Origin of the sequence: Silvimonas amylolytica, from assembly GCF_014645555.1 — a bacterium.
GTDB lineage: Bacteria > Pseudomonadota > Gammaproteobacteria > Burkholderiales > Chitinibacteraceae > Silvimonas > Silvimonas amylolytica.
Genome location: NZ_BMLY01000007.1, coordinates 125,900 through 145,026 on the forward strand (window position 1 = coordinate 125,900; position 19,127 = coordinate 145,026).

22 protein-coding genes and 1 riboswitch are annotated in these 19,127 nt (G+C 57.5%); of the genes, 11 read left to right on the forward strand and 11 right to left on the reverse strand.

Going from position 1 to position 19,127, the window contains the following annotated elements:
- Nucleotides 1–36 precede the first annotated feature (36 nt).
- The 8 genes from IEX44_RS17810 (at nt 37) to IEX44_RS17845 (ending at nt 5,824) form a co-directional block, all read left to right on the forward strand.
- A complete protein-coding gene (locus IEX44_RS17810) occupies nt 37–1,446 on the forward strand; it encodes an RNA polymerase factor sigma-54 (protein ID WP_188697238.1) in 1,410 nt (469 codons plus the stop codon).
- 91 nt (nt 1,447–1,537) lie between these two features.
- The gene (gene hpf, locus IEX44_RS17815; protein WP_188697241.1) at nt 1,538–1,870 is read left to right on the forward strand and encodes a ribosome hibernation-promoting factor, HPF/YfiA family; all 333 of its coding nucleotides are present in this window, start codon (nt 1,538–1,540) and stop codon (nt 1,868–1,870) included.
- A gap of 212 nt (nt 1,871–2,082) precedes the next feature.
- The gene (ptsN, locus tag IEX44_RS17820) at nt 2,083–2,556 is read left to right on the forward strand and encodes a PTS IIA-like nitrogen regulatory protein PtsN (protein WP_188697243.1); all 474 of its coding nucleotides are present in this window, start codon (nt 2,083–2,085) and stop codon (nt 2,554–2,556) included.
- Entirely contained in the window at nt 2,537–3,481 is a 945-nt protein-coding gene (gene hprK / locus IEX44_RS17825; RefSeq protein ID WP_188697245.1) for an HPr(Ser) kinase/phosphatase, read from the forward strand. Before ptsN ends, hprK begins: the two co-directional genes overlap by 20 nt.
- Nucleotides 3,481–4,341 carry an RNase adapter RapZ gene (rapZ, locus tag IEX44_RS17830; RefSeq protein WP_188697249.1) on the forward strand — a complete coding sequence of 287 codons (861 nt, stop codon included), beginning with the start codon at nt 3,481–3,483 and terminating at the stop codon, nt 4,339–4,341. The genes hprK and rapZ overlap by 1 nt, the downstream gene beginning before the upstream one ends.
- A complete protein-coding gene (locus IEX44_RS17835; protein WP_188697252.1) occupies nt 4,328–4,711 on the forward strand; it encodes a NusG domain II-containing protein in 384 nt (127 codons plus the stop codon). Before rapZ ends, IEX44_RS17835 begins: the two co-directional genes overlap by 14 nt.
- Entirely contained in the window at nt 4,692–5,219 is a 528-nt protein-coding gene (locus IEX44_RS17840) for a Gx transporter family protein (protein ID WP_188697255.1), read from the forward strand. The genes IEX44_RS17835 and IEX44_RS17840 overlap by 20 nt, the downstream gene beginning before the upstream one ends.
- A complete protein-coding gene (locus tag IEX44_RS17845) occupies nt 5,216–5,824 on the forward strand; it encodes a flavin prenyltransferase UbiX (protein ID WP_188697258.1) in 609 nt (202 codons plus the stop codon). The genes IEX44_RS17840 and IEX44_RS17845 overlap by 4 nt, the downstream gene beginning before the upstream one ends.
- Here the strand turns inward: IEX44_RS17845 and IEX44_RS17850 are convergent, their stop codons facing one another.
- From IEX44_RS17850 to dtd, 5 genes are all read right to left on the reverse strand, one after another.
- Nucleotides 5,825–7,195 carry an MATE family efflux transporter gene (locus IEX44_RS17850; RefSeq protein ID WP_188697261.1) on the reverse strand — a complete coding sequence of 457 codons (1,371 nt, stop codon included), beginning with the start codon at nt 7,193–7,195 and terminating at the stop codon, nt 5,825–5,827.
- Between the two features lie 53 nt (nt 7,196–7,248).
- Nucleotides 7,249–7,824: a hypothetical protein gene (locus IEX44_RS17855; protein ID WP_188697264.1), complete on the reverse strand. Its 576-nt coding sequence runs from the start codon at nt 7,822–7,824 to the stop codon at nt 7,249–7,251.
- Nucleotides 7,793–7,872, reverse strand: a riboswitch (SAM riboswitch). Its footprint overlaps the gene before it by 32 nt.
- Nucleotides 7,873–7,928: 56 nt before the next feature.
- Nucleotides 7,929–8,846 carry a GlxA family transcriptional regulator gene (locus IEX44_RS17860; RefSeq protein WP_188697267.1) on the reverse strand — a complete coding sequence of 306 codons (918 nt, stop codon included), beginning with the start codon at nt 8,844–8,846 and terminating at the stop codon, nt 7,929–7,931.
- A complete protein-coding gene (locus IEX44_RS17865) occupies nt 8,827–9,381 on the reverse strand; it encodes an isochorismatase family protein (RefSeq protein WP_188697271.1) in 555 nt (184 codons plus the stop codon). The genes IEX44_RS17860 and IEX44_RS17865 overlap by 20 nt, the downstream gene beginning before the upstream one ends.
- Nucleotides 9,382–9,501: 120 nt before the next feature.
- Entirely contained in the window at nt 9,502–9,954 is a 453-nt protein-coding gene (dtd, locus tag IEX44_RS17870) for a D-aminoacyl-tRNA deacylase (RefSeq protein ID WP_188697275.1), read from the reverse strand.
- A gap of 208 nt (nt 9,955–10,162) precedes the next feature.
- Here dtd and asd point away from each other — a divergent pair, with 208 nt between their 5' ends.
- The 3 genes from asd to IEX44_RS17885 all read left to right on the forward strand — a co-directional run bounded on the left by asd (nt 10,163) and on the right by IEX44_RS17885 (nt 12,871).
- Nucleotides 10,163–11,269, forward strand: a complete 1,107-nt coding sequence (asd, locus tag IEX44_RS17875; protein WP_188697549.1) for an aspartate-semialdehyde dehydrogenase — start codon at nt 10,163–10,165, stop codon at nt 11,267–11,269.
- 109 nt (nt 11,270–11,378) lie between these two features.
- Nucleotides 11,379–12,197: an arylamine N-acetyltransferase family protein gene (locus IEX44_RS17880; protein ID WP_188697276.1), complete on the forward strand. Its 819-nt coding sequence runs from the start codon at nt 11,379–11,381 to the stop codon at nt 12,195–12,197.
- A 68-nt stretch (nt 12,198–12,265) separates the two neighbouring features.
- Complete coding sequence (locus tag IEX44_RS17885; RefSeq protein WP_188697279.1) at nt 12,266–12,871, forward strand: IMPACT family protein; 606 nt, start codon at nt 12,266–12,268, stop codon at nt 12,869–12,871.
- A gap of 4 nt (nt 12,872–12,875) precedes the next feature.
- On the opposite strand, the gene yaaA is transcribed toward IEX44_RS17885, so the two are convergent.
- The 6 genes from yaaA to IEX44_RS17915 all read right to left on the reverse strand — a co-directional run bounded on the left by yaaA (nt 12,876) and on the right by IEX44_RS17915 (nt 19,103).
- Nucleotides 12,876–13,664, reverse strand: coding sequence for a peroxide stress protein YaaA (gene yaaA, locus IEX44_RS17890; protein ID WP_188697551.1), 789 nt, complete (start codon nt 13,662–13,664; stop codon nt 12,876–12,878).
- A 116-nt stretch (nt 13,665–13,780) separates the two neighbouring features.
- Nucleotides 13,781–14,413: a response regulator transcription factor gene (locus tag IEX44_RS17895; protein WP_184102745.1), complete on the reverse strand. Its 633-nt coding sequence runs from the start codon at nt 14,411–14,413 to the stop codon at nt 13,781–13,783.
- Nucleotides 14,414–14,505: 92 nt separating this feature from the next.
- Nucleotides 14,506–16,752: a PAS domain-containing sensor histidine kinase gene (locus tag IEX44_RS17900; RefSeq protein WP_188697283.1), complete on the reverse strand. Its 2,247-nt coding sequence runs from the start codon at nt 16,750–16,752 to the stop codon at nt 14,506–14,508.
- Complete coding sequence (locus IEX44_RS17905; RefSeq protein ID WP_188697286.1) at nt 16,749–17,750, reverse strand: 2-hydroxyacid dehydrogenase; 1,002 nt, start codon at nt 17,748–17,750, stop codon at nt 16,749–16,751. The genes IEX44_RS17900 and IEX44_RS17905 overlap by 4 nt, the downstream gene beginning before the upstream one ends.
- A 38-nt stretch (nt 17,751–17,788) precedes the next feature.
- A complete protein-coding gene (locus IEX44_RS17910; RefSeq protein WP_188697289.1) occupies nt 17,789–18,040 on the reverse strand; it encodes an RNA-binding protein in 252 nt (83 codons plus the stop codon).
- Between the two features lie 100 nt (nt 18,041–18,140).
- A complete protein-coding gene (locus IEX44_RS17915; protein ID WP_188697292.1) occupies nt 18,141–19,103 on the reverse strand; it encodes a complex I NDUFA9 subunit family protein in 963 nt (320 codons plus the stop codon).
- Nucleotides 19,104–19,127 lie beyond the last annotated feature (24 nt).

A 19,127-nucleotide genomic window follows, 5' to 3' on the forward strand; every position in this document is an offset into this window, starting at 1 on the left:
TGCCCCACCACCACCGTTCGCCCCCAGACCCGCAGCATGAAGCAATCCCTTCAACTGCGCCTTTCGCAGCAACTCAACCTCACCCCGCAACTGCAACAGTCTATCAAGCTGTTGCAGCTTTCCACGCTGGACTTCCAGACCGAGATCGAACGCTATCTGCTGGAAAATCCGTTGCTTGAACAAGACAGTGCCGGCAGCAGTTCTTCAGACTCGGCCGAAAATTCCAGTAGCACCGACTCGACCGATAACAACAGCTCCAGCGACGATAGCTATGGCACTGGTGGCGACGATATGGAATGGGGTGGCGGCTCACGTAGCAGTGACGATGACGACGACTTCGATCCGGCAACCCAGGTCGCCCGTGAACTGACACTGCGTGAGCACTTGCTCGACCAGGCCGGCGTGCAACGCCTGCCAGATCGCGACCATGCCGCGCTGGCATTCATGATTGATGCCGTCGACGAAGAGGGATTTTTACCGTTTTCCCTCGAAGAATTGCTGGAACAAATTCCGCCGGAGATCGTCTCTCAATTAGAGCTTGAAATTGATGATCTGGCAGTAGCGCTAGCCCGGCTCAAGCAGTTTGACCCGGTTGGCGTGGGTGCCCGCAATACGGCTGAAGCGCTGTCTTTGCAGTTGCGACAGCTCGAATCGACCCCCGCTTGCGTGTTGGCCCGACAAATCGTCGGACAGCATCTCGATTTATTGGCGGGGCGTGATTACACTAAGTTGAAACGGTTACTGAAATGTGACGACGCAGCACTCAAAGCTGCGCAAACCGTGATCACCAGTCTGAATCCGCGCCCTGCAGCACAATGGGCGGCGTTGACACCACGCTACGTTGTACCTGACGTGCTGGTGCAAAAGATCAAGGGGCAATGGCAGGTGAGACTCAATCCAGCCGCGATGCCGCGGTTGCGTATCAATCAGGTGTACGCAGATATCCTGCAACGCAGCGAGGGCGGAGTGCTGGCGCGCGAACTGCAGGAAGCCAAATGGCTGGTCAAGAGCGTGCAACAACGCTTCGAGACCATACTGCGTGTGGCGCAGGCCATCGTGGAACGTCAGCGCGCGTTCTTCGAGCATGGCGAAGTGGCCATGCGCCCGCTCGTCCTGCGCGACATCGCCATGGAACTCGATCTGCACGAGTCCACGGTCTCCCGGGTCACCACCCAAAAGTACATGGCCAGCCCACGCGGCTTGCTGGAATTCAAATATTTCTTTGGCAGTCACGTGGATACCGAAGCCGGTGGCGAATGCTCGGCAACGGCGATCAAGGCCCTGATTCGCCAGATGATCCAGAACGAAGACAAAACCCGGCCGCTGTCCGACAGCGCCATTGCCGATGCTTTATCCGGGCAAGGGATCGTGGTTGCGCGACGAACCGTTGCCAAATACAGGGAGGGTATGAACGTTCCACCTGTTAACTTGCGCAAAAACCTGTAATTGCTTGGCCTGGAGCGGCTGGAAACAATCCAGCCAGCTGGGTTGCATCAGCCGCCCCTGGTTTTAATGGCTCAACCAGAAGGAGAATGCCATGAACCTCAACATTAGCGGACATCACGTTGAAGTGACCCCGGCCCTGCGGTCGTACCTGACCAGCAAGCTGGACCGGATAGTGCGACACTTTGACCAGGTAGTAGACGTCAGCGCCATACTTTCTGTAGAGAAATTACAGCAGAAAGCGGATGTCACCGTGCGCGTGCGCGGCAAGGACATTCATGTTGAGGCAGTCGACAAGGACATGTACGCCGCCATTGACCTCCTTGTCGATAAACTGGACCGGCAGATCGTCAAACACAAAGAGTGCTTGATGGATCACCGTGGCGACGCCATCAAACATCAGCAAACCGTCGAAGAAGAAGAATGACTTTTTCGATATAAACCAGCATCTTGATGCAACAAACGGGAACCTTGAAAACGGGTTCCCGTTTTTGTTTATGGCCTCGGGGCGGTACAATAGTATTGATTGAAAATGCAAACCGGACCGACGATCGCAGTTTGCGCGTTCACGGTACCCCTTTAATGGTGCGATGCGGCAACACGCGTTGCCACTCACCAGGTCAGCGAGCCGGCTAAACGATGAGTCTGATTTCCAGAATCCTGCCTGCCAGCAACGTCTTTCTCGATATGGACGTTGGCAGCAAAAAACGGATATTCGAACAGGTAGGCATGCTGTTCGAGAACAGCCATGCCATTGCGCGCAGCGTCATTTTCGACAGCCTGTTTGCCCGCGAAAAACTGGGGTCGACCGGCCTGGGCCAGGGCGTGGCCATTCCCCACGGCCGTATCAAAGGCCTCAAGGAGGCCAGCGGCGCTTTTATCCGCCTGAAAAACCCGGTGCCTTTTGATGCACCCGATGGCAAACCCGTGACACTGATCTTTGTGTTGCTGGTTCCCGCCGCAGCTACGGACTTGCACCTGCAAATTTTGTCCGAGCTGGCCCAGCTTTTCTCCGACAAGACCGTGCGCGACCAACTTGCAACAGCCAGCGACGTGGATGCGGCCTTCAAGTTGATTTCCACCTGGGAACCGTATGCCGCAGATTACCGTTAGACAGTTATTCATCGATAACGCGGAAAAACTCAGGCTGACCTGGGTCGCTGGTCAATCTGGCGCCAATAATCTGCTGACCAATGATGCCGCCGAACAAAAACCACGGCTGGCACTGGTTGGGCACTTGAACTTCATTCACCCCAACCGCGTACAGGTGCTGGGGATTGCCGAAGTCAATTATTTTGCCGGCCTCTCACCAGAAGCCCAGAAAGACTCGGTTGAGCGTTTGTTCGCCAACGAGATGGCCCTCATGATTGTCGCCAATAGCCAACAGGTACCTGACACCCTTCGGGAAGGTGCCGAGCGGCATCATGTCCCGCTTCTGACATCCACCGAGCAGTCGCCTTATCTGATGGATGTCCTGCGCTATTACCTGGCCAAAGCGCTGGCTGTGTCAACGCATCTTCACGGCGTATTTCTGGATGTGCTGGAAGTGGGGGTGTTGCTGACTGGCGAATCATCCATGGGTAAAAGCGAACTGGCGCTGGAGTTGATCTCACGCGGTCACGGACTGGTGGCCGATGACGTGGTCGAGGTGTACCGCACCAATCCGGAAACCCTGGAAGGCCGCTGTCCACCCATGTTGCGCGACTTTCTGGAAGTGCGCGGGATTGGTGTACTCAATATCCGTACCATCTTTGGCGAAACCGCCGTTCGGCCCAAAAAGACACTCAAGCTGATCGTGCATCTGGCCAAGGCGGGCGGCGAAACACTGGCCCCGATTGATCGTTTGCAGATGCAGGCCGCGACCCAGGAAATCCTGGGTGTGCAAATCCGCAAACTGGTCATCCCCGTGGCGGCAGGTCGTAACCTTGCGGTGCTGGTTGAAGCTGCAGTGCGTAACTACATCCTGCAATTGCGCGGCATTGATTCCACCCGCGAATTCATTGAACGCCACCAACGCTTTATGGAGCTGGGCGAGTAATGGCGCACAAGGGTCAGCAAGTTATTCTGCTCTCCGGGCTCTCCGGCGCAGGCAAAAGCGTCGCATTGCGTGTTCTGGAAGACCTGGGCTATTTCTGCATCGATAACCTGCCCTCGCCCATCCTGCCGCAAACCGCGGCCTTGCTGGATGAAGATGGATACCCCAAGGTCGCCATCGCTGTGGATTCACGCAGCGCACATAATCTGGCCGGATTTCCGGACTATCTGGCAGCGATGCTGGAACTCAAGATTGATGTCCGGTTATTGTTCCTTGAGGCTTCAGACGAAGTCCTGATCAAGCGGTTCTCTGAAACACGCCGCAGTCACCCGCTGGCTGGTGAGCGCCTCACCATCACCGAAGCCATCGCGCTGGAACGAGAGATCCTGGAGTATTTCCTCGTCAATGCGTACCGTATTGATACGAGTTCTCTCACAGCCAACCAATTGCGAGCCTCTGTACGCGATTTCGTCGGGCTGGACAAATCTCGCCTGACGCTCATTTTTGAGTCGTTTGGTTTCAAACATGGCATCCCGCTGGATGCAGACTTTGTGTTTGACGCACGCTGTCTACCCAACCCGCATTACGATCCAGCTTTGCGTCCGCTCACTGGCAAAGACGAACCCGTCATCGAATTCCTGAAGCGTCAGGAGTCAGTGGGCCGCTACTTGACGCATCTGATTGGTTTTCTGGAGCACTGGATTCCCGAATTCGATCGTGACCATCGCAATTATGTGACGGTCGCCATTGGTTGCACCGGCGGTCAGCATCGCTCCGTGTTCCTTGCCGAGCAACTGGCCAGGCACTTTGGCAACCAGCGCCAGGTGCTGGTGCGCCACCGTGAACCGCATGTCAAAACCTGAGTGGCACTTGCTGCGGCCAGGCGACTGGGTCACCGTCGCACTGAGCTCAGCGCTGGTCGTCGTGCTAGCGTGGTTTGCCTGGAATACCGATGCGGCCACCCATGTCCGTGTGTATCAATCTGGCAAGCTCTTTGCAGAACTGGATCTGGCTGCCGACCGAACCCTGCTGGTGCCCGGCCCGCTGGGCGATACCACTGTCGAAATCGCGCGGGGACGTGTGCGCATTGCGGCAGACCCCAGCCCGCGCCAGTATTGCGTCAAGGCGGGCTGGCTGACTGAAACCGGGCAGACCGCCATCTGCCTGCCTAACCGCACCAGCATAGAACTAACCGGCAGCAAAGCGCGCGCCTATGACAGCCTCAGCTACTGAACGCACAGTACGCGCTGGCGCGGATGATCTGCGCATTGCCCGCTATGCAGCACTGGCCATCATGCTAGGGGTGGTTGAGGCCGGCTTCCCCTCGCCGCTGCCTGGTGTCAAACCCGGCATTGCCAACATCATTACGTTGATTGTGCTTTGGCGGTACGGTTGGCGAGATGCGGCCTGGGTATCGTTACTGCGTATTTTTGGCGGCGCGCTGGTTCTGGGTGGTTTTCTCTCTCCCGGTTTCGCGCTGAGTTTATGTGGTGGCATTGTCAGTCTGCTGGTGCTGGGCATAGCGCAACACTTGCCGCGACGCGGGTTCGGCCCCGTTAGTCTCTCTTTGATTGCAGCGTTTGCACACATTGCCGGACAACTGGGACTGGCACGTTTGTGGCTGATCCCCGATAACGGATTAATCCGCCTTGCCCCGGTGTTTTTTGGCGCAGCACTCGTCTTTGGCCTCGCAAATGGCCTGATCTGCGCACGCCTGCTGAAGGAATCTGCTACATCATGAAAACCATTACCGTCGGCCTGACCGGCGCTTCGGGCCTGCCTTATGGCATGCGTTTGATCGAATGCCTGCTGGCTGCCGGTTGCCGGGTGCACGTCCTTTATACTCAAGCAGCGCAAATCGTGGCTCGCCAGGAACTGGGATATACCTGGCCGGGCCGCGCGGCAGAGTTTGCTGACTGGTTGCGCGAACACTTCAAGTTGCCTGCGGACGCGCCGCTCAAAGTATTCGGACAACAAGAATGGTTTGCGCCCATGGCCTCCGGTTCCAATCCCGGAGATGGCATGGTGGTCTGCCCTTGTACCATGGGCGCGCTTGCCGCCATTGCCGCCGGCGTCTCTGATAACCTGCTGGAACGCGCAGCAGATGTCATGATCAAGGAAGGCAAGAAGCTGGTGCTGGTGCCGCGCGAGGCACCTTTCTCTGCCCTGCATCTGGAAAACATGCTCAAACTGGCGCGACTGGGTGTTGTGATTCTGCCGCCCAATCCCGGCTTTTATCATCACCCCAAATCTATCGACGATCTGGTGGATTTCGTGGTGGCCCGGATTCTGGATCAACTGGCCGTGCCACACCAACTGATGCAGCGCTGGGGTGACGAAGGCTGATCAGAGCGGCGGGAGCGGCAACAGTGCCCGCCGGCTGACACGTACAAACTGCCATGTCAGCAGGCACGCCGTAAAGCCCAGGGCAACAACCAGCGCTTCCCAATAGCCAATCACACCGCGGCCCTCAATCAGGTCTCCCGCACCGAAGGTAAGCGCATACCCCAATGGCAATCCGACAATCCAGAACGCGGTGAGGTGAATAATCATGGGCGTGCGTGTGACTTTGTAGCCACGCAAAATGCCCGCTGCGATCACCTGGGTGGCGTCAAACAACTGGAACACTGCCGCGTAAATGAGCAAGATAGCCGCCAGCGCCAGCACTTGTGCATCTTCGCTATACCAGGATGCAACCCAGTGATGGCCAAAGCCGGTGAACAGCGCAGCAACCAGCGCAGAGACCAGGCCCATTTTGAAGCCAGCCCATCCAATAAAACGGGCGTCCTCCGGTTTGCCGGCGCCGAGCGCCTGTCCCACCCGCACGGTCAGTGCCGTACCAATGGCGGCAGGCACCTGGAATAACACTGAGCCAAAATTCAGCGCGATCTGGTGGGCCGCCACCGGCACCGTGCCCAATCGGGCAATCAAGAGGGCAATACCCGCAAACGCACTGACTTCTACAAAGAACATCAGCCCCATCGGCACGCCAAGCTTGAGCAACTCAACTTGCCTGTGCCAGTCCAGACGCCCCCAGTGCCGCAGTGGATAGGTGTCGCGGTAAACCGGCGAAATTTTCAGCCAGATCAGCATCATCGTCGCGCTGGCCCAGAGGCAGAACGCCGTGGCATACCCGCAACCCACGCCACCCAGCGCCGGAAAGCCCAGATGCCCATAGATCAGCACGTAGTTCACCGGCACATTGAGCGCCAGCCCCACCAACGCAATGACCATCAAGGGCTTGGTGCTGTTCAAGCTAGCCGAATAGCTGTAGCAAACCCGGAAAAATGCAAACGCTGGCAACCCGAATGAGACCGCCCGTAAAAAGCGGCGCGCCTTGTCGGCGACATCCGGGGTGAGGCCAAGGTGATCGAAGACGGGCATGGCCAGCCACACCAGCACCCATCCCACCAGGGTAAAGAACACGGCCTGATAGAACGCTTGCTGCACCAGGCCCGGAATGTGTTCGCGATCATTCGCGCCGACGGCGTGCGCCACCAGCGGGCTACAGGCCAGTAGCAGGCCAATCATGGTAACAATCAGCGTGATCCAGATCGACGCCCCAACAGATACCGCAGCCAGATCACCAGCCGAGACATGGCCAGCCATCACGGCATCGACAAATGCGGTTCCCACCTGAGCGAGTTGGCCCACCATAATGGGCCATGCCAGATGCCATGTAGCGCGGATCTCGCGCCAGATACGTGGCAGAGTCATGCAAACCTTCGTGTTTCTGGATTTTTATGTGCGGTGACGCGCCGCCCTTCGTCTTATGAACGATTCAGGCGCGCAGGAACTTCATATCGACCGATCAATTCCGGCAGGCGCTGACACAACAACAGCGCGGCTTCAAGTTCGATATCCAGCACCGCCAGCGAGCCATCATCCAGCGGCTCGGCGCGATAACCCAGTGCCACGGCCACGGCAGCCGCTTTGGACAAGGGTGCGGGACCCGCGCCAGCAGCAGATTTCAAATGCAGCCAGCGTCGGTATTCGAGTCGCAACTCGAAGACGGCTTGCGGTTTGGTGCGGCGTTGTTGAAACAAGGCGAACTCGGGAACGATACAGTCGTACATGGTGACCTCCAGTTGATTGAAAAAACCAACGACGGCCACCGGTATGCTGAAAACCTGTCCGAAGCGCTCCGCCAGATCAAACCGGCAGACCGCCTCCTGTGCGGCCGACGCTTTAGCGGTATTTCCCGGATTCATTCCGGCGCGCCCCGCAAGTTGTCGCTTAACTCGGCGCGGCCACGCTTTCGCGCGGCATAAACAGCAAAACTGCAAAAACCCGAAAAACAAAAAACCTGCGTGCCAGACGCAGGTCGCGGCACGCTTTAGCAGCATTTATAACGCGCCCGCAAGCTGGCGGATCAAATCGGCGCGAAGTCTTATTTGTACGCCTGGCACAGTAGCGGCGTCAAGCCCGCCGCTGCCACATGGCCGCTGACTTACTGACGTACGCGGGCCAGCACACGACGCAAATCCCGCGCAGAACCAAAGCCGGAGAGTTCTGCTACACGCTCCATGGGCAAATGTGAATCCGCCAGCAACGATTGCGCCCGCGCTACCCGCAACAGACGCAGATACGCCGTGGGAGCAACATCAGCATGCTCCCGAAAAAGCCGCGTGAGATGCCGGGGTGTCACATAGACCAGTTCAGCCATGGTCTCTAGTGACCAGTCTGCTGCGACGTCATGGGCCAGTTGTTCTTGCACCCGGTGGACAAGCGGATGTAAATGATTACGGTGCAAGAACCAGGCGGAGAGTTGTGGATCATCTCCGCCCCGCCGGAAATACACGACCAGCCTGCGGGCGACATCCGCCGCACATTGCGGTGACACCAGCGTTGCAATCAGTTGTAGAGCCAGATCGATGCCCGCTGTCACGCCTGCAGAAGTCCAGATCGGACCATCTTGCACAAAGACGCGACCAGCCTCGACTTTTGCAGCCGGCGCCAGCGTTTGCAGATCTTGTGTGTGCGCATAATGTGTGGTGCAGCGGCGGCCATCCAGCAAGCCGGCCCGACCGGCATAAAGCGCGCCGGCGCAGACCGTCGCCAACTGTACGCCCGGTTGTGGTAGCACACGGCGCAGCCAGGCCACGATCGCATCACCCCCGGCACCATCCGAACCTGGCTCATGGCCGGGCACTAACACCAGGGCCGGGCCAGCTATCTGATCCGGTAATGGCGCCAGATCAGCCAGTGTCGCACCGACCAATGTCGTGGCACGCGCTTGCGGCCCGGCAAAATGCAGACGGAAGTGTTCGACTCCCGCCATGCGCAACGCTTCTGCCGGCCCCGCCAGATCAAGCATCAGCAAGCCGTCGGTGACAATTAGCCAGACATCAAGCGGTGACGCGTTCATCCAGCCCTGCCAGACATTCTTCAACGGTAACAATGCGTGCAAAGCGACCGGACAGCACCAATTCAGTGCGATGTTTGATCTCAGCCGCAGAGAGTGTGCTGCCGTCAGGGTGAGTCATGGCCCAGGTCAAGGTGGCCTCGGAGACAAAGTCCACCTTGAAACCAAGATCAAAGGCCACACGCGCCGTGGTTTCACAACATTGTTCCGTACGGATACCACTCACCGTCACATGTTCAACACCATGATCTTCAAGCCATTGCAACAATCCACTGTCGGTCAGTGCGTTATGTACGTGCTTGTTGAAAGTGGCATCGGCGTGATGTGGTAGCCAGTCCAGCCCCACACAAAGCCCGCTGGCTGGATCAAACGGACCTTGGGCATGGTGAAAAATCTGCACGACCGGGAGGCCGCGAGCCTGGTAGCCGGCGATCAGCGCCAGCTGGTTTTCCCGAAATACAGGCAAGTCTTCTTCTGTCCAGAACGGCCGGTGCATGAACGATTTCTGGACATCAATGACGATCAGGGCAGATTTCATGGTGCGGCTCCTTGGTTGAGGTACAGCCTCACTTTAAGCGTGATAGTGCCATGAAAGAAGGTCTGATTTCGACCAGAAGCGGACAAATCCAGACATTCACCTCTTCCGCCCCAAAACCGCTCATTCCGGATTTTTAGAGTCGAGCATCAGCGTGATTGGTCCATCGTTGAGCAGACTTACTTTCATGTCTGCACCAAACACGCCAGTCGGAACCGGCTTGCCTGACTGCGCGGTCAACCTCGCAACGAAATCATCGAACATGCCCGTCGCCACATCACCCTTGGCCGCCCGCATCCAGGAGGGGCGGTTGCCCTTGCGATAAGCGCCAAACAAAGTGAACTGGGATACCGCCAGGATCTGCCCACCGGTTTCCATGACGGAGCGATTCATCACCCCGGCATCGTCTTCAAACACGCGCAGATTGCACACTTTGTTGCACATCCAGGCCAGATCTTCTGCCGTATCGGCAGGTTCGATACCAATCAGCAATAGCAGGCCAGCGCCAATTTCGCCGACGGTTTGCTCTTCCACAACCACGCTGGCGTGGCTTACCCGTTGCAACAATACGCGCATGGTTTTCAACGTCCGCAAAAAGACCGATGTTAAGGGATGAGGGCTTGCGGATGTGGACTTATGCCAATCACCGGGCGCCCACTCGTCTGGCACGAATGCTGCATTGCAGTGCAATTGCCAGATGAGACTGGTCAACAATGGGGAATTTCTCTAATATCGATCGTTCACCCTCTTGATTTGCAAACTGTTTCCGGGAAGATAAAAGATGATGACGAAGGTAGGTCTGGTCGGCTGGCGCGGCATGGTGGGCTCTGTGCTCATGCAACGTATGCAGGAAGAAAAAGATTTCGACCTGATTGATCCGACATTCTTCACTACCTCGCAAGCTGGCAAACCGGCGCCGAATTTCGGCAAGGATGCCGGCGTGCTCAAAGACGCCAATGACCTGACTGAACTGTCGGCCATGGACGTCATCATTTCCTGCCAGGGCGGTGATTACACCAACGACGTATTCCGCAAACTGCGTGCGTCCGGCTGGAACGGCTACTGGATTGATGCCGCCTCCACCCTGCGCATGGAAGACGACGCCGTCATCATTCTGGACCCGGTTAACGATGGCCTGATCCGCAAAGCGGTTGCTGATGGCATCAAGAATTTTGCCGGCGGCAACTGTACCAACTCCATCCTGCTGATGGGTGTGGGCGGTCTGTTCCGTGAAGGGCTGGTCGAATGGGTCAGCTCCATGACCTATCAAGCGGCATCCGGTGCCGGCGCTAACAATATGCGCGAACTGGTAAAGGGCATGGGTGTGATTCATTCCGCCGTGGCCGATGAACTGGCCAACCCGGCCTCCGCCATTCTGGAGATCGACCGCAAGGTGGCCCAGGCCATCCGTCATGATGTCCCGACCGAGTTCTTCCCGGCTCCGCTGGCTGGCGGCCTGATTCCGTGGATCGACAAGCAACTGGAGAACGGCCAGTCCAAGGAAGAATGGAAGGGTCAAGCCGAAGTGAACAAGATCCTCGGCACAGACAAGACCATTCCGGTGGATGGCCTGTGCGTCCGGATTGGCGCCATGCGTTGCCACAGCCTGGCACTGACCATCAAGCTGAAGAAAGACTTGCCGCTGTCCGAGATCGAAGCGCTGATCAAATCCACCAACCAGTGGGTGAAGTGGGTGCCGAATGATCGCAGCATCACCGAACAAGAACTGACACCGGCCTCCATTACCGGCAAGCTTGATATTGGTGTAGGCCGTGTACGCAAACTGAACATGGGCCCGGAGTACATCAGCGCGTTCGTGATCGGTGACCAGTTGTTGTGGGGTGCTGCCGAGCCGCTGCGCCGTATGTTGCGCATTCTGCTGGACAAGTAACCAGCCAGACCGCCACAAAAAACCCGCGCCTGTCGCGGGTTTTTTATTACGTATTGCTAGCGCCGAACGTCTGGTCGCATATGATGACTTGATTGAGGAAGGAGCCTCTATGAGCTTTGTCGAGCGCTATCTGCATTACCTTGGGTTGACTTCGCTCCCCGAGGACCCGCTGGCTCGCCTGCGAACCTTGCACGCCGCCAATCAGCAACGTATCCCCTTCAACAACGTGGATGTCCTCCTGGGCCGCCTGCCCCTGCTGGACCCGGATGAGGTTGCCGACAAAGTACTGACACGTGGCCGTGGCGGCTACTGTTTTGAACTCAATGGTCTGTTTTCACGGCTACTGCGTGAACTGGGCTACGACGTACACGTGCATCTTGGCAAAATGCTGGCGGGAGGCGCCATCGTGGAGGAGCGCCCGCGTACGCACATGGTGGTCTCGGTGCTGATTGATGGCCAGCGCTGGATGTGTGATGTGAGCTTTGGCGCGCGTGGCCTCACGGACACCGCACCATTGATCGAGGATGTTCCGATCGTGCAACTCGATACCCTGCGCTATCACCGTTACGGCGATGGTTATCTGATGCAGACCCGCCGCCATGACAACTGGGAAACGCTTTACTGGTTTGACCTCCAGGAAACCTGGATGGCGGACTGGATCATGTCCAACCACTATTCATCCACCTTTCCGGCCTCGCCGTTCCTGCACAATCTGATGGCATTGCGACTCACCGGTCATGGGCGCATCACCTTCAACAATTTGCGTATGGCCGAGTTGCGTGACGGCGTGCGACACGAAACGCTCATTAGCTCGCCACAACAGTTGTATACCCTGATCAATCAACACCTCTTGCTCCCATTAAACCAGGCCGACGCGGGCGCTTTGTTTACCCGACTGGCCGCGCAACCCGCCATCAACATCGTCTAACGCCCTATTGCCGGTTATCTCGCATCACGAACCTGGTAAAATGAAGTTTTGCCCACCCGGCGTATGTAATGCCCACCTATACCCTCGCCGCCGCGGTCAGCGTTGAGCTTGAGATCAAGAAAAGCCGCTTTCTGGGAAGCGTCCAGCCGGTCAGCGACCGCGCTGAAGCCATGGCGCTGATCGATGCAATGCGCGCCAATCACCCCGCCGCAACGCACGTGTGCTGGGCACTCCTGGCGGGCGGGCAATCTGGCATGTCGGATGATGGCGAACCAGGTGGCACTGCAGGCCGGCCCATGCTGGAAGTGCTACGCCACCAACAAGTGGATGGCGTTTTAGCCATGGTGGTGCGTTACTACGGGGGCGTAAAACTGGGCGCGGGCGGACTGGTACGCGCATATACGGACGCCATCGCCAAACCCATGCAACAGGCCACATTGGTCGAACGCATCGCCCAGGCCACATTCATCGTCAAGGCTGATTACGCCGATGAAGCACGCATCCGGCACTGGCTGGGGCAAAACAATGCCACTCTGATCAACGCAGACCATGCCGAGCGTGTGACACTGGTTATCCAGCTACCTGTCAGCGAGTACGCCGCAGCGGCAGACGCTTTGCGTGATCTGACCCAAGGGCGAGTCATGGTTCAGGATGAACCTGGTCTGTCGAGCTAACGCGTTATTTCAAGGCAGACGGCGTTGCCTGGTCAACCAGGCGGCGACGGAACACCCAGCGGGTGGCATCGCTCTCATCCGCTGTAAACGCGTAGCCTTCCAGGTCAAACCCTTTCAATTGCTCGGGGTTCTCAATCGCATGCTGGGCGGCATAACGCGCCATCAAGCCACGTGCACGTTTGGCAAAAAAGCTGATGATCTTGTATTGACCGTTTTTGCAGTCTTCAAAAACCGGCGTAATCACCGGGCAATGCAGCAGCTTCGGTTTAACTGATTTGAAGTACTCATCCGAAGCCAGGTTGATCAGCACGGCAGGTTTGTCGGCATTGATGCTGTCAGTCTGTGTATTGCCCCACCATGCGTACAGATTCTTGCCTTGCGGATTGGCCAGCGGGCGGCCCATTTCCAGACGGTAAGGCTGGATCAGGTCAAAGGGCCGCAAGATGCCATACAGACCGGAAAGAATGCGTAGATGGCGCTCCAGATAATCATGCGCAGCGTCATCCAGGCTGCCGGCATTGAGCCCTTCGTAGACATCCCCCTTGAAGGCGAACACAGCCGGCCGTGCATTCTTGCGGGTGAACGGCATACGCCAGGACTGGAAACGACCCGCATTCAGTACTGCCAGCTCGTCCGAAATATCCATCAGATCGCCGATCTGGCCCGGGGTCATGGCTTTGAGAAGATCAACCAGCGAGGCAGCGTGTTCCAGATGTTTTGGTTTGCTGTGCCGATCTGTCGGCAGATCCGAGGTGTAATCGAGCGTTTTGGCGGGGGAAACCACCATAAGCAAAGACACTTTGGCCTTACCGGCTTTTTTCAGAGGGACAGTCAGTGGTTGATTCATGCGGCAATTAAATATGGCGTAGTCAGACAAACTGGCCAGCATGCACCGGCCAGCGCGTCAGTTTACTCTGCTTCTTGCGTGTTGATCTGCGCATCACGCAGGAGGGCGGCCAACTCCATTGCGGTTTTGACGTGCATTTTCTCCAGAATACGCGCCCGGTGTACTTCGACCGTCTTCATGCTGATGGAAAGATCATCCGCAATCTGTTTGTTCAGACGGCCGGTGAGGATGAGTTTCATGACCTCACGCTCACGCGGGGTCAACGTAGAAAGACGAATCTCGACCGCATGCTTGGCTTGCCACTGGTTGCGACGCAGTGTATCGGCCTGCAGGCAGTTTTCGACCAGATCGACAATCTCGTTATCGCTGAAGGGTTTCTCGACAAAATCTGCCGCGCCCCCCTTAAGGGCAGCCACCGCCATCGGTACATCACCGTGGCCGGTCAGAAAGATGACCGGTGGGGTATACGCGTATTCTTTCAGTCGTTCAAACAGTTCAGTGCCGCTCATGCCGGGCATGCGTACATCCAGAATCAGGCAACTAAAGCGCTCCGGCGCGTAGTCCGCGAGGAAAGACTCCGCCGAGGCAAATGCCTGGACTTCATGGTCACGCGTGGAAAAAAGCCAGGCCAGCGCGTCACGCAGTGCATCATCGTCATCAACGATGGCAATGCGGCCGAAGTTGTTGGCTTTCATGGTCAAGCTCCTTGAGTCTGTATTACGCGTAGCGAAGAGAGCGCCTTTATATCGCGTTTGGGCCGGCTAAAAAAGTAGTACGTGTTTTCAGACTACATTTCCTGGGCTGCAATCAGTTCTTCAACGCCAGGGAACGGTACCGTAAAGATGAAGCGTGTGCCACCGCCAGGGTTCTCTTCCACCCACATGCGGCCGTGGTGATGTTCAATGATGGAGCGGCAAATATTCAGGCCAATCCCCATACCGGTGTCTTTGGTCGAGTAAAACGGCTTGAACAGCTGCTCGCGCTGGGCCGGCGAAATACCGCTACCCCGGTCAGAAATCGTGACGCGCAGCACGCCTTCATCCCGCAGCAAGCCAATCGCGAGCGTACGTTTGTCTTGCGGGGTTGAATCCATCGCTTCCAGCGCGTTCTTGATCAAGTTGAACAAGACCTGCTCAAGCATCACCGCGTCAGCAAAGATCGGTGGAATACCTTCATTCTGGGCAATGCTGATTTCCACGCCACGTCGCACGATCTCGTGCCCCAGCAAACCCAGCACTGTATCCAGAAGCGTATTGATCTCGCAGCGCTGGCGACGCGGGGCGCGGCGTTGTACAAACTCGCGGATACCCCGAATGATGTGGCCGGCCCGCTTGGCCTGCTCGCCCATTTTATCCAGCGCCTGCCCCAGTTGGGGCAAGTTGGGCTCCGGGCTGCCCAACAGGTTACGGCAACCCGAGACATAACTGGCGATGGCGCCCAGTGGCTGATTGAGCTCATGGGCCAGGCTGGAGGCCATCTCGCCCATACTGATCAGCCGGCCAGTCTGCTGAAGTGCTTCATTCTGCTGCCGTTCGCGTTCGGTGGCTGATTTAAGCGCCGTAATATCGGTGGCAATTTCCAGCCATACGGCAGAACCATCCACCCACGTGCTTTGCCGGCTTTTGACCTGATACCAGTGATCGCGATAAGTGTCATACCACTCGGCATCCACTGGTGGTTCAGCGCGGCGCACCACCAGTGGCACGATACAGCAACGCCCGCGTAAATCCGGCAACTGGAAAGCGCGATCAAACTGCAGGTTGGACATCAACAACTCGCCGGTTTCGGCATCGGTCACCGCCACTGAGGCATCCAGACCGTTCAGCACGGCGACGAAACGCTCATGCGAGGCTTGTAGCGCTTCACGCTCCCGACGGATTTCCGTGACATCGTGCAGTGAGCCCATCCAGCCAATGTGATGGCCATCGCCATCCACAAGACGCGAAGCATGAATACGCACGTCAAATCGCTCACCGTTACGCCGCATCAAACGCACCATGAAACCGGCCGGCTCGTTGTGGCCAGCAATGATGGCGTCGTAGGTGGCCTGACAACGTTCGATTTCTTCGGGCGGCCAGTACGGCATGGGTGGGCGGACTTCACGTAGTTCCTGAGCGCTGTATCCCACCATCTCACCGAAAGCACGATTGGTGTAAATGATGCGGCCGCGTCGATCAAACGCGATCATGCCCGAGACCAACGAGGTATCAACCGCGTGCCGGAATGCCACTTCCGCCTTCAGGCGTTCTTCGGCCTGGGCGCGGACACGGATCATCCGGTTCAGCGCGGCGGTGGAAGCCAGCATCGCAATCGCCAGCACCAGCATGAGCGCCGGCAGAATATCACCTGTTGCGGAGACGGAACCCGCGTACAGATCCCCCTTGAGCTTGAGGGCGAGCGGCGGCGCGGTGAGCTGAATGGTATGCGATAGCCCCGTGGTATCCAGCTGGCGCTGGAACTTGGCGGCGAGGGGGTGATCTTGCGCGTCCAGCAACGAGATCTGATACCGCTGGGCAATCCACCACGGCACTTGCTGCTGCAGCAAGGCATCAAGGGCAAACACGGCGACCACGTAGCGCTTGCGATCAGGCGCGAGCACGGCGTAAGTCACCTTGGGTTCGCCATGTGAAGTATTGATATCACTCCAACCGCCCTTGCCCTCATAAGGCACGGACCAATTGTTCTGCGTGGCCGCATGCCATAGCACCGTGCCCTTGCCATCCTGCACCGAGAAACTGGCGATTTCCGGGCTGGTCTGGATCAGCGATTGAACGCGCGCTTCAAAAATGGCGGTGTTGACGTCGGTGACATTGAGCGTGGCGGCAAGGCCATTGAGCGATTGGACGTCAAAGGTGATTTGCTGCTCTATGGCCTGTTTTTGCCATAGCAAATCCTGCTCCAGCAGGGTGGAACGTTGGCTGGATGCTTCGTCTCGTGATTGCAGCAACCAGGCTGCAAAAGCCAGCGTAAACACGCCGGCCAGCAGCCCGGGAATCAGCGGAAGCCAGCGTGAAAACCGGTGGGGTGAGCTCATGCACCGGGTTTTACTGCATTCACCAGCGGCTGTCCATTTTGATAATCAGCAATGTTTTGCATCACTGTATGCGCGATAGCTGCCAGTGCTTCATCCGTCAGAAACCCTTGATGCGAGGTGATCATGACGTTGGGAAATGTGGTGAGCCGGGCCAGCATGTCATCCTTGAGTGCCTGGTGGGACAAATCCTCAAAGAACACACCTTCCTCATACTCATATACATCAAGCCCGACACCCGCCAGGCGCCCCGTTTTGAGCGACTTGATCAGCGCTTTGGTATCAATCAACCCGCCACGACTGGTATTGATGATGACTGAGCCATGCTTCATTTTGGATAGTGCCGTGGCATCAATCAGGTGATGGGTTTCCGCTGTCAGCGGGGCATGCAAAGAAATGATGTCCGCTTGCGCCAGTAACGTGTCGATATCGACAAACTCACAACCGATCTGCGCCGCACGCTCCGCTGATGGATAGCGGTCATACGCCAGCACGCGGCAGCCGAAACCACGGGCGATATTCATCGCAGCGACACCAATCTTGCCTGCGCCTATCACACCAAAGGTGCGGCCCTGCAGATTGAAGCCGACAAGGCCATCCAGCGAGAAATTGCCTTCGCGCACGCGCTGGTAGGCGCGGTGGGTCTTGCGTACCAGTGTAAGCAACAGGGCAAATACGTGCTCTGCGACGGCCTCTGGCGAATACGCCGGCACGCGGGTCACTGTGATGCCCAGTTCTGCCGCCGCCACAATGTCCACACCGTTGAAACCGGCGCAGCGCAAAGCCACATGCCGAACATTGAGCTTTGCCATCTGTTCTAGTACTTCGCGGTCCAACCGGTCGTTCACGAAAGGGCAGACCACATCATGACCGGCTATAAGCGGAACGGTATTGCGGTTGAGTCGGTCTTCAAAAAAAGTCAGTTCATAACCAAATTTGCCCGCAGCCTCCTCGAGGCCGCTACGGTCATAACGTTTGGTATCAAAAACTGCAATGCGCATTGCGCTCTCCGGTGCGGCCGGCTTACCCGGCCTCGTGATCAGTTACCCCAACCCAGCGTGCTATGTGCGCAACGAAGTTGCCGTTCACGCCAGAGATGGCCTTCCAGTTGTCGCGAAATCGCACCGACATCAACATCGGGCAGATCGATGGTGACAAGGGCTGCGGTCCGCTCCGCACCTTCTGCCATGGTGATCTCGCCCAGTTTGGGTACGCCCAGTTCAACCAGCATGGTACGCAAATCTTCAAGCGAAGCATCCGGCGGCAAATTGCCAATCAGGATTTGAGCCATGGAACAACACTCCTGTACATAACGAGCGATGAAAGGAAAATGGGTGAACCCAGTGTAGGCGCATCAACGCCCCGGCAAAAGGAACTTGTTTGCTTGCGGGCTAGCGTTTGTGCCGAGCGCCGCTTCGCCACGCGGCATAGCGCCCTTTGCGAGCCTGCGGCGAGAGCCAGGCCGGTGCGACAGACTCAAGCGCCGTGGGCTCAAAACCCAGTCTCACCGGCGCAAACGGTTGGCTAGAGACATTATCGATCTGCATGGATTTGAGATTGTCGCGGGACATCGGCGGGTTTGGCATCAGGGCCATCAACGTGGCCTGCAATTGTCCAGCCCAACCTGGCAGCGGAATCACTGCGCGGGAATGGCCGCTGATACGACCAGCGTAATGCACCAACTCAGCGAGGCTGTAGACCTTGGGGCCAACCAGATCAAAGCGCTGCCTGATCCAGTCCCGGTGCTGCAAGGCCGCCACAAAGGCCTCAACCACATCTTGTACCCAGACTGGCTGAAAACGCGCCCGTGCACATGCCAGCGGAACCATGGGCGCTATGCGCTGTAATTGGGCAAACAGATTCAGAAAGCGGTCTTCAGCACCAAATACAACCGAAGGCCGGAAGATGGTCCAGGCCACCGGGCTTTGCGCGACCAGTTCTTCGGCTTGACCTTTGCTGCGCAGGTACATGGATGGGCCATTCGGCTCTGCGCCCAGCGCGCTCATATGCAAATAGCGTTGCACATCGTGACGCTCGCAAGCCGCGAGAATACGTTGGGTCAGGGTCACATGGGCGTGTTCAAACTGTTTTTGGGTGCCCTGCAAGATGCCAACAAGGTTGATCACCACGCCTTGCTCAGGCACGAGCCCATCCAGCGTGGCGCCATCGAACAGATCGGCTTGTACCACGGTAACCCCTGGCAATGTGAGCAAGCGGGCACGGGCGCGCTCGCGGTCACGCGCAGGCACGGTCACCTCATAACCATCCCGGCACAGGCGTGCGGTCAGGGCGCGCCCAATAAAGCCACTGCCACCAATCAACAACACACGGGGCCGTATCGCCTGCAAGGTCATGTTTTGCCTCCGGTCCCCCCGTTG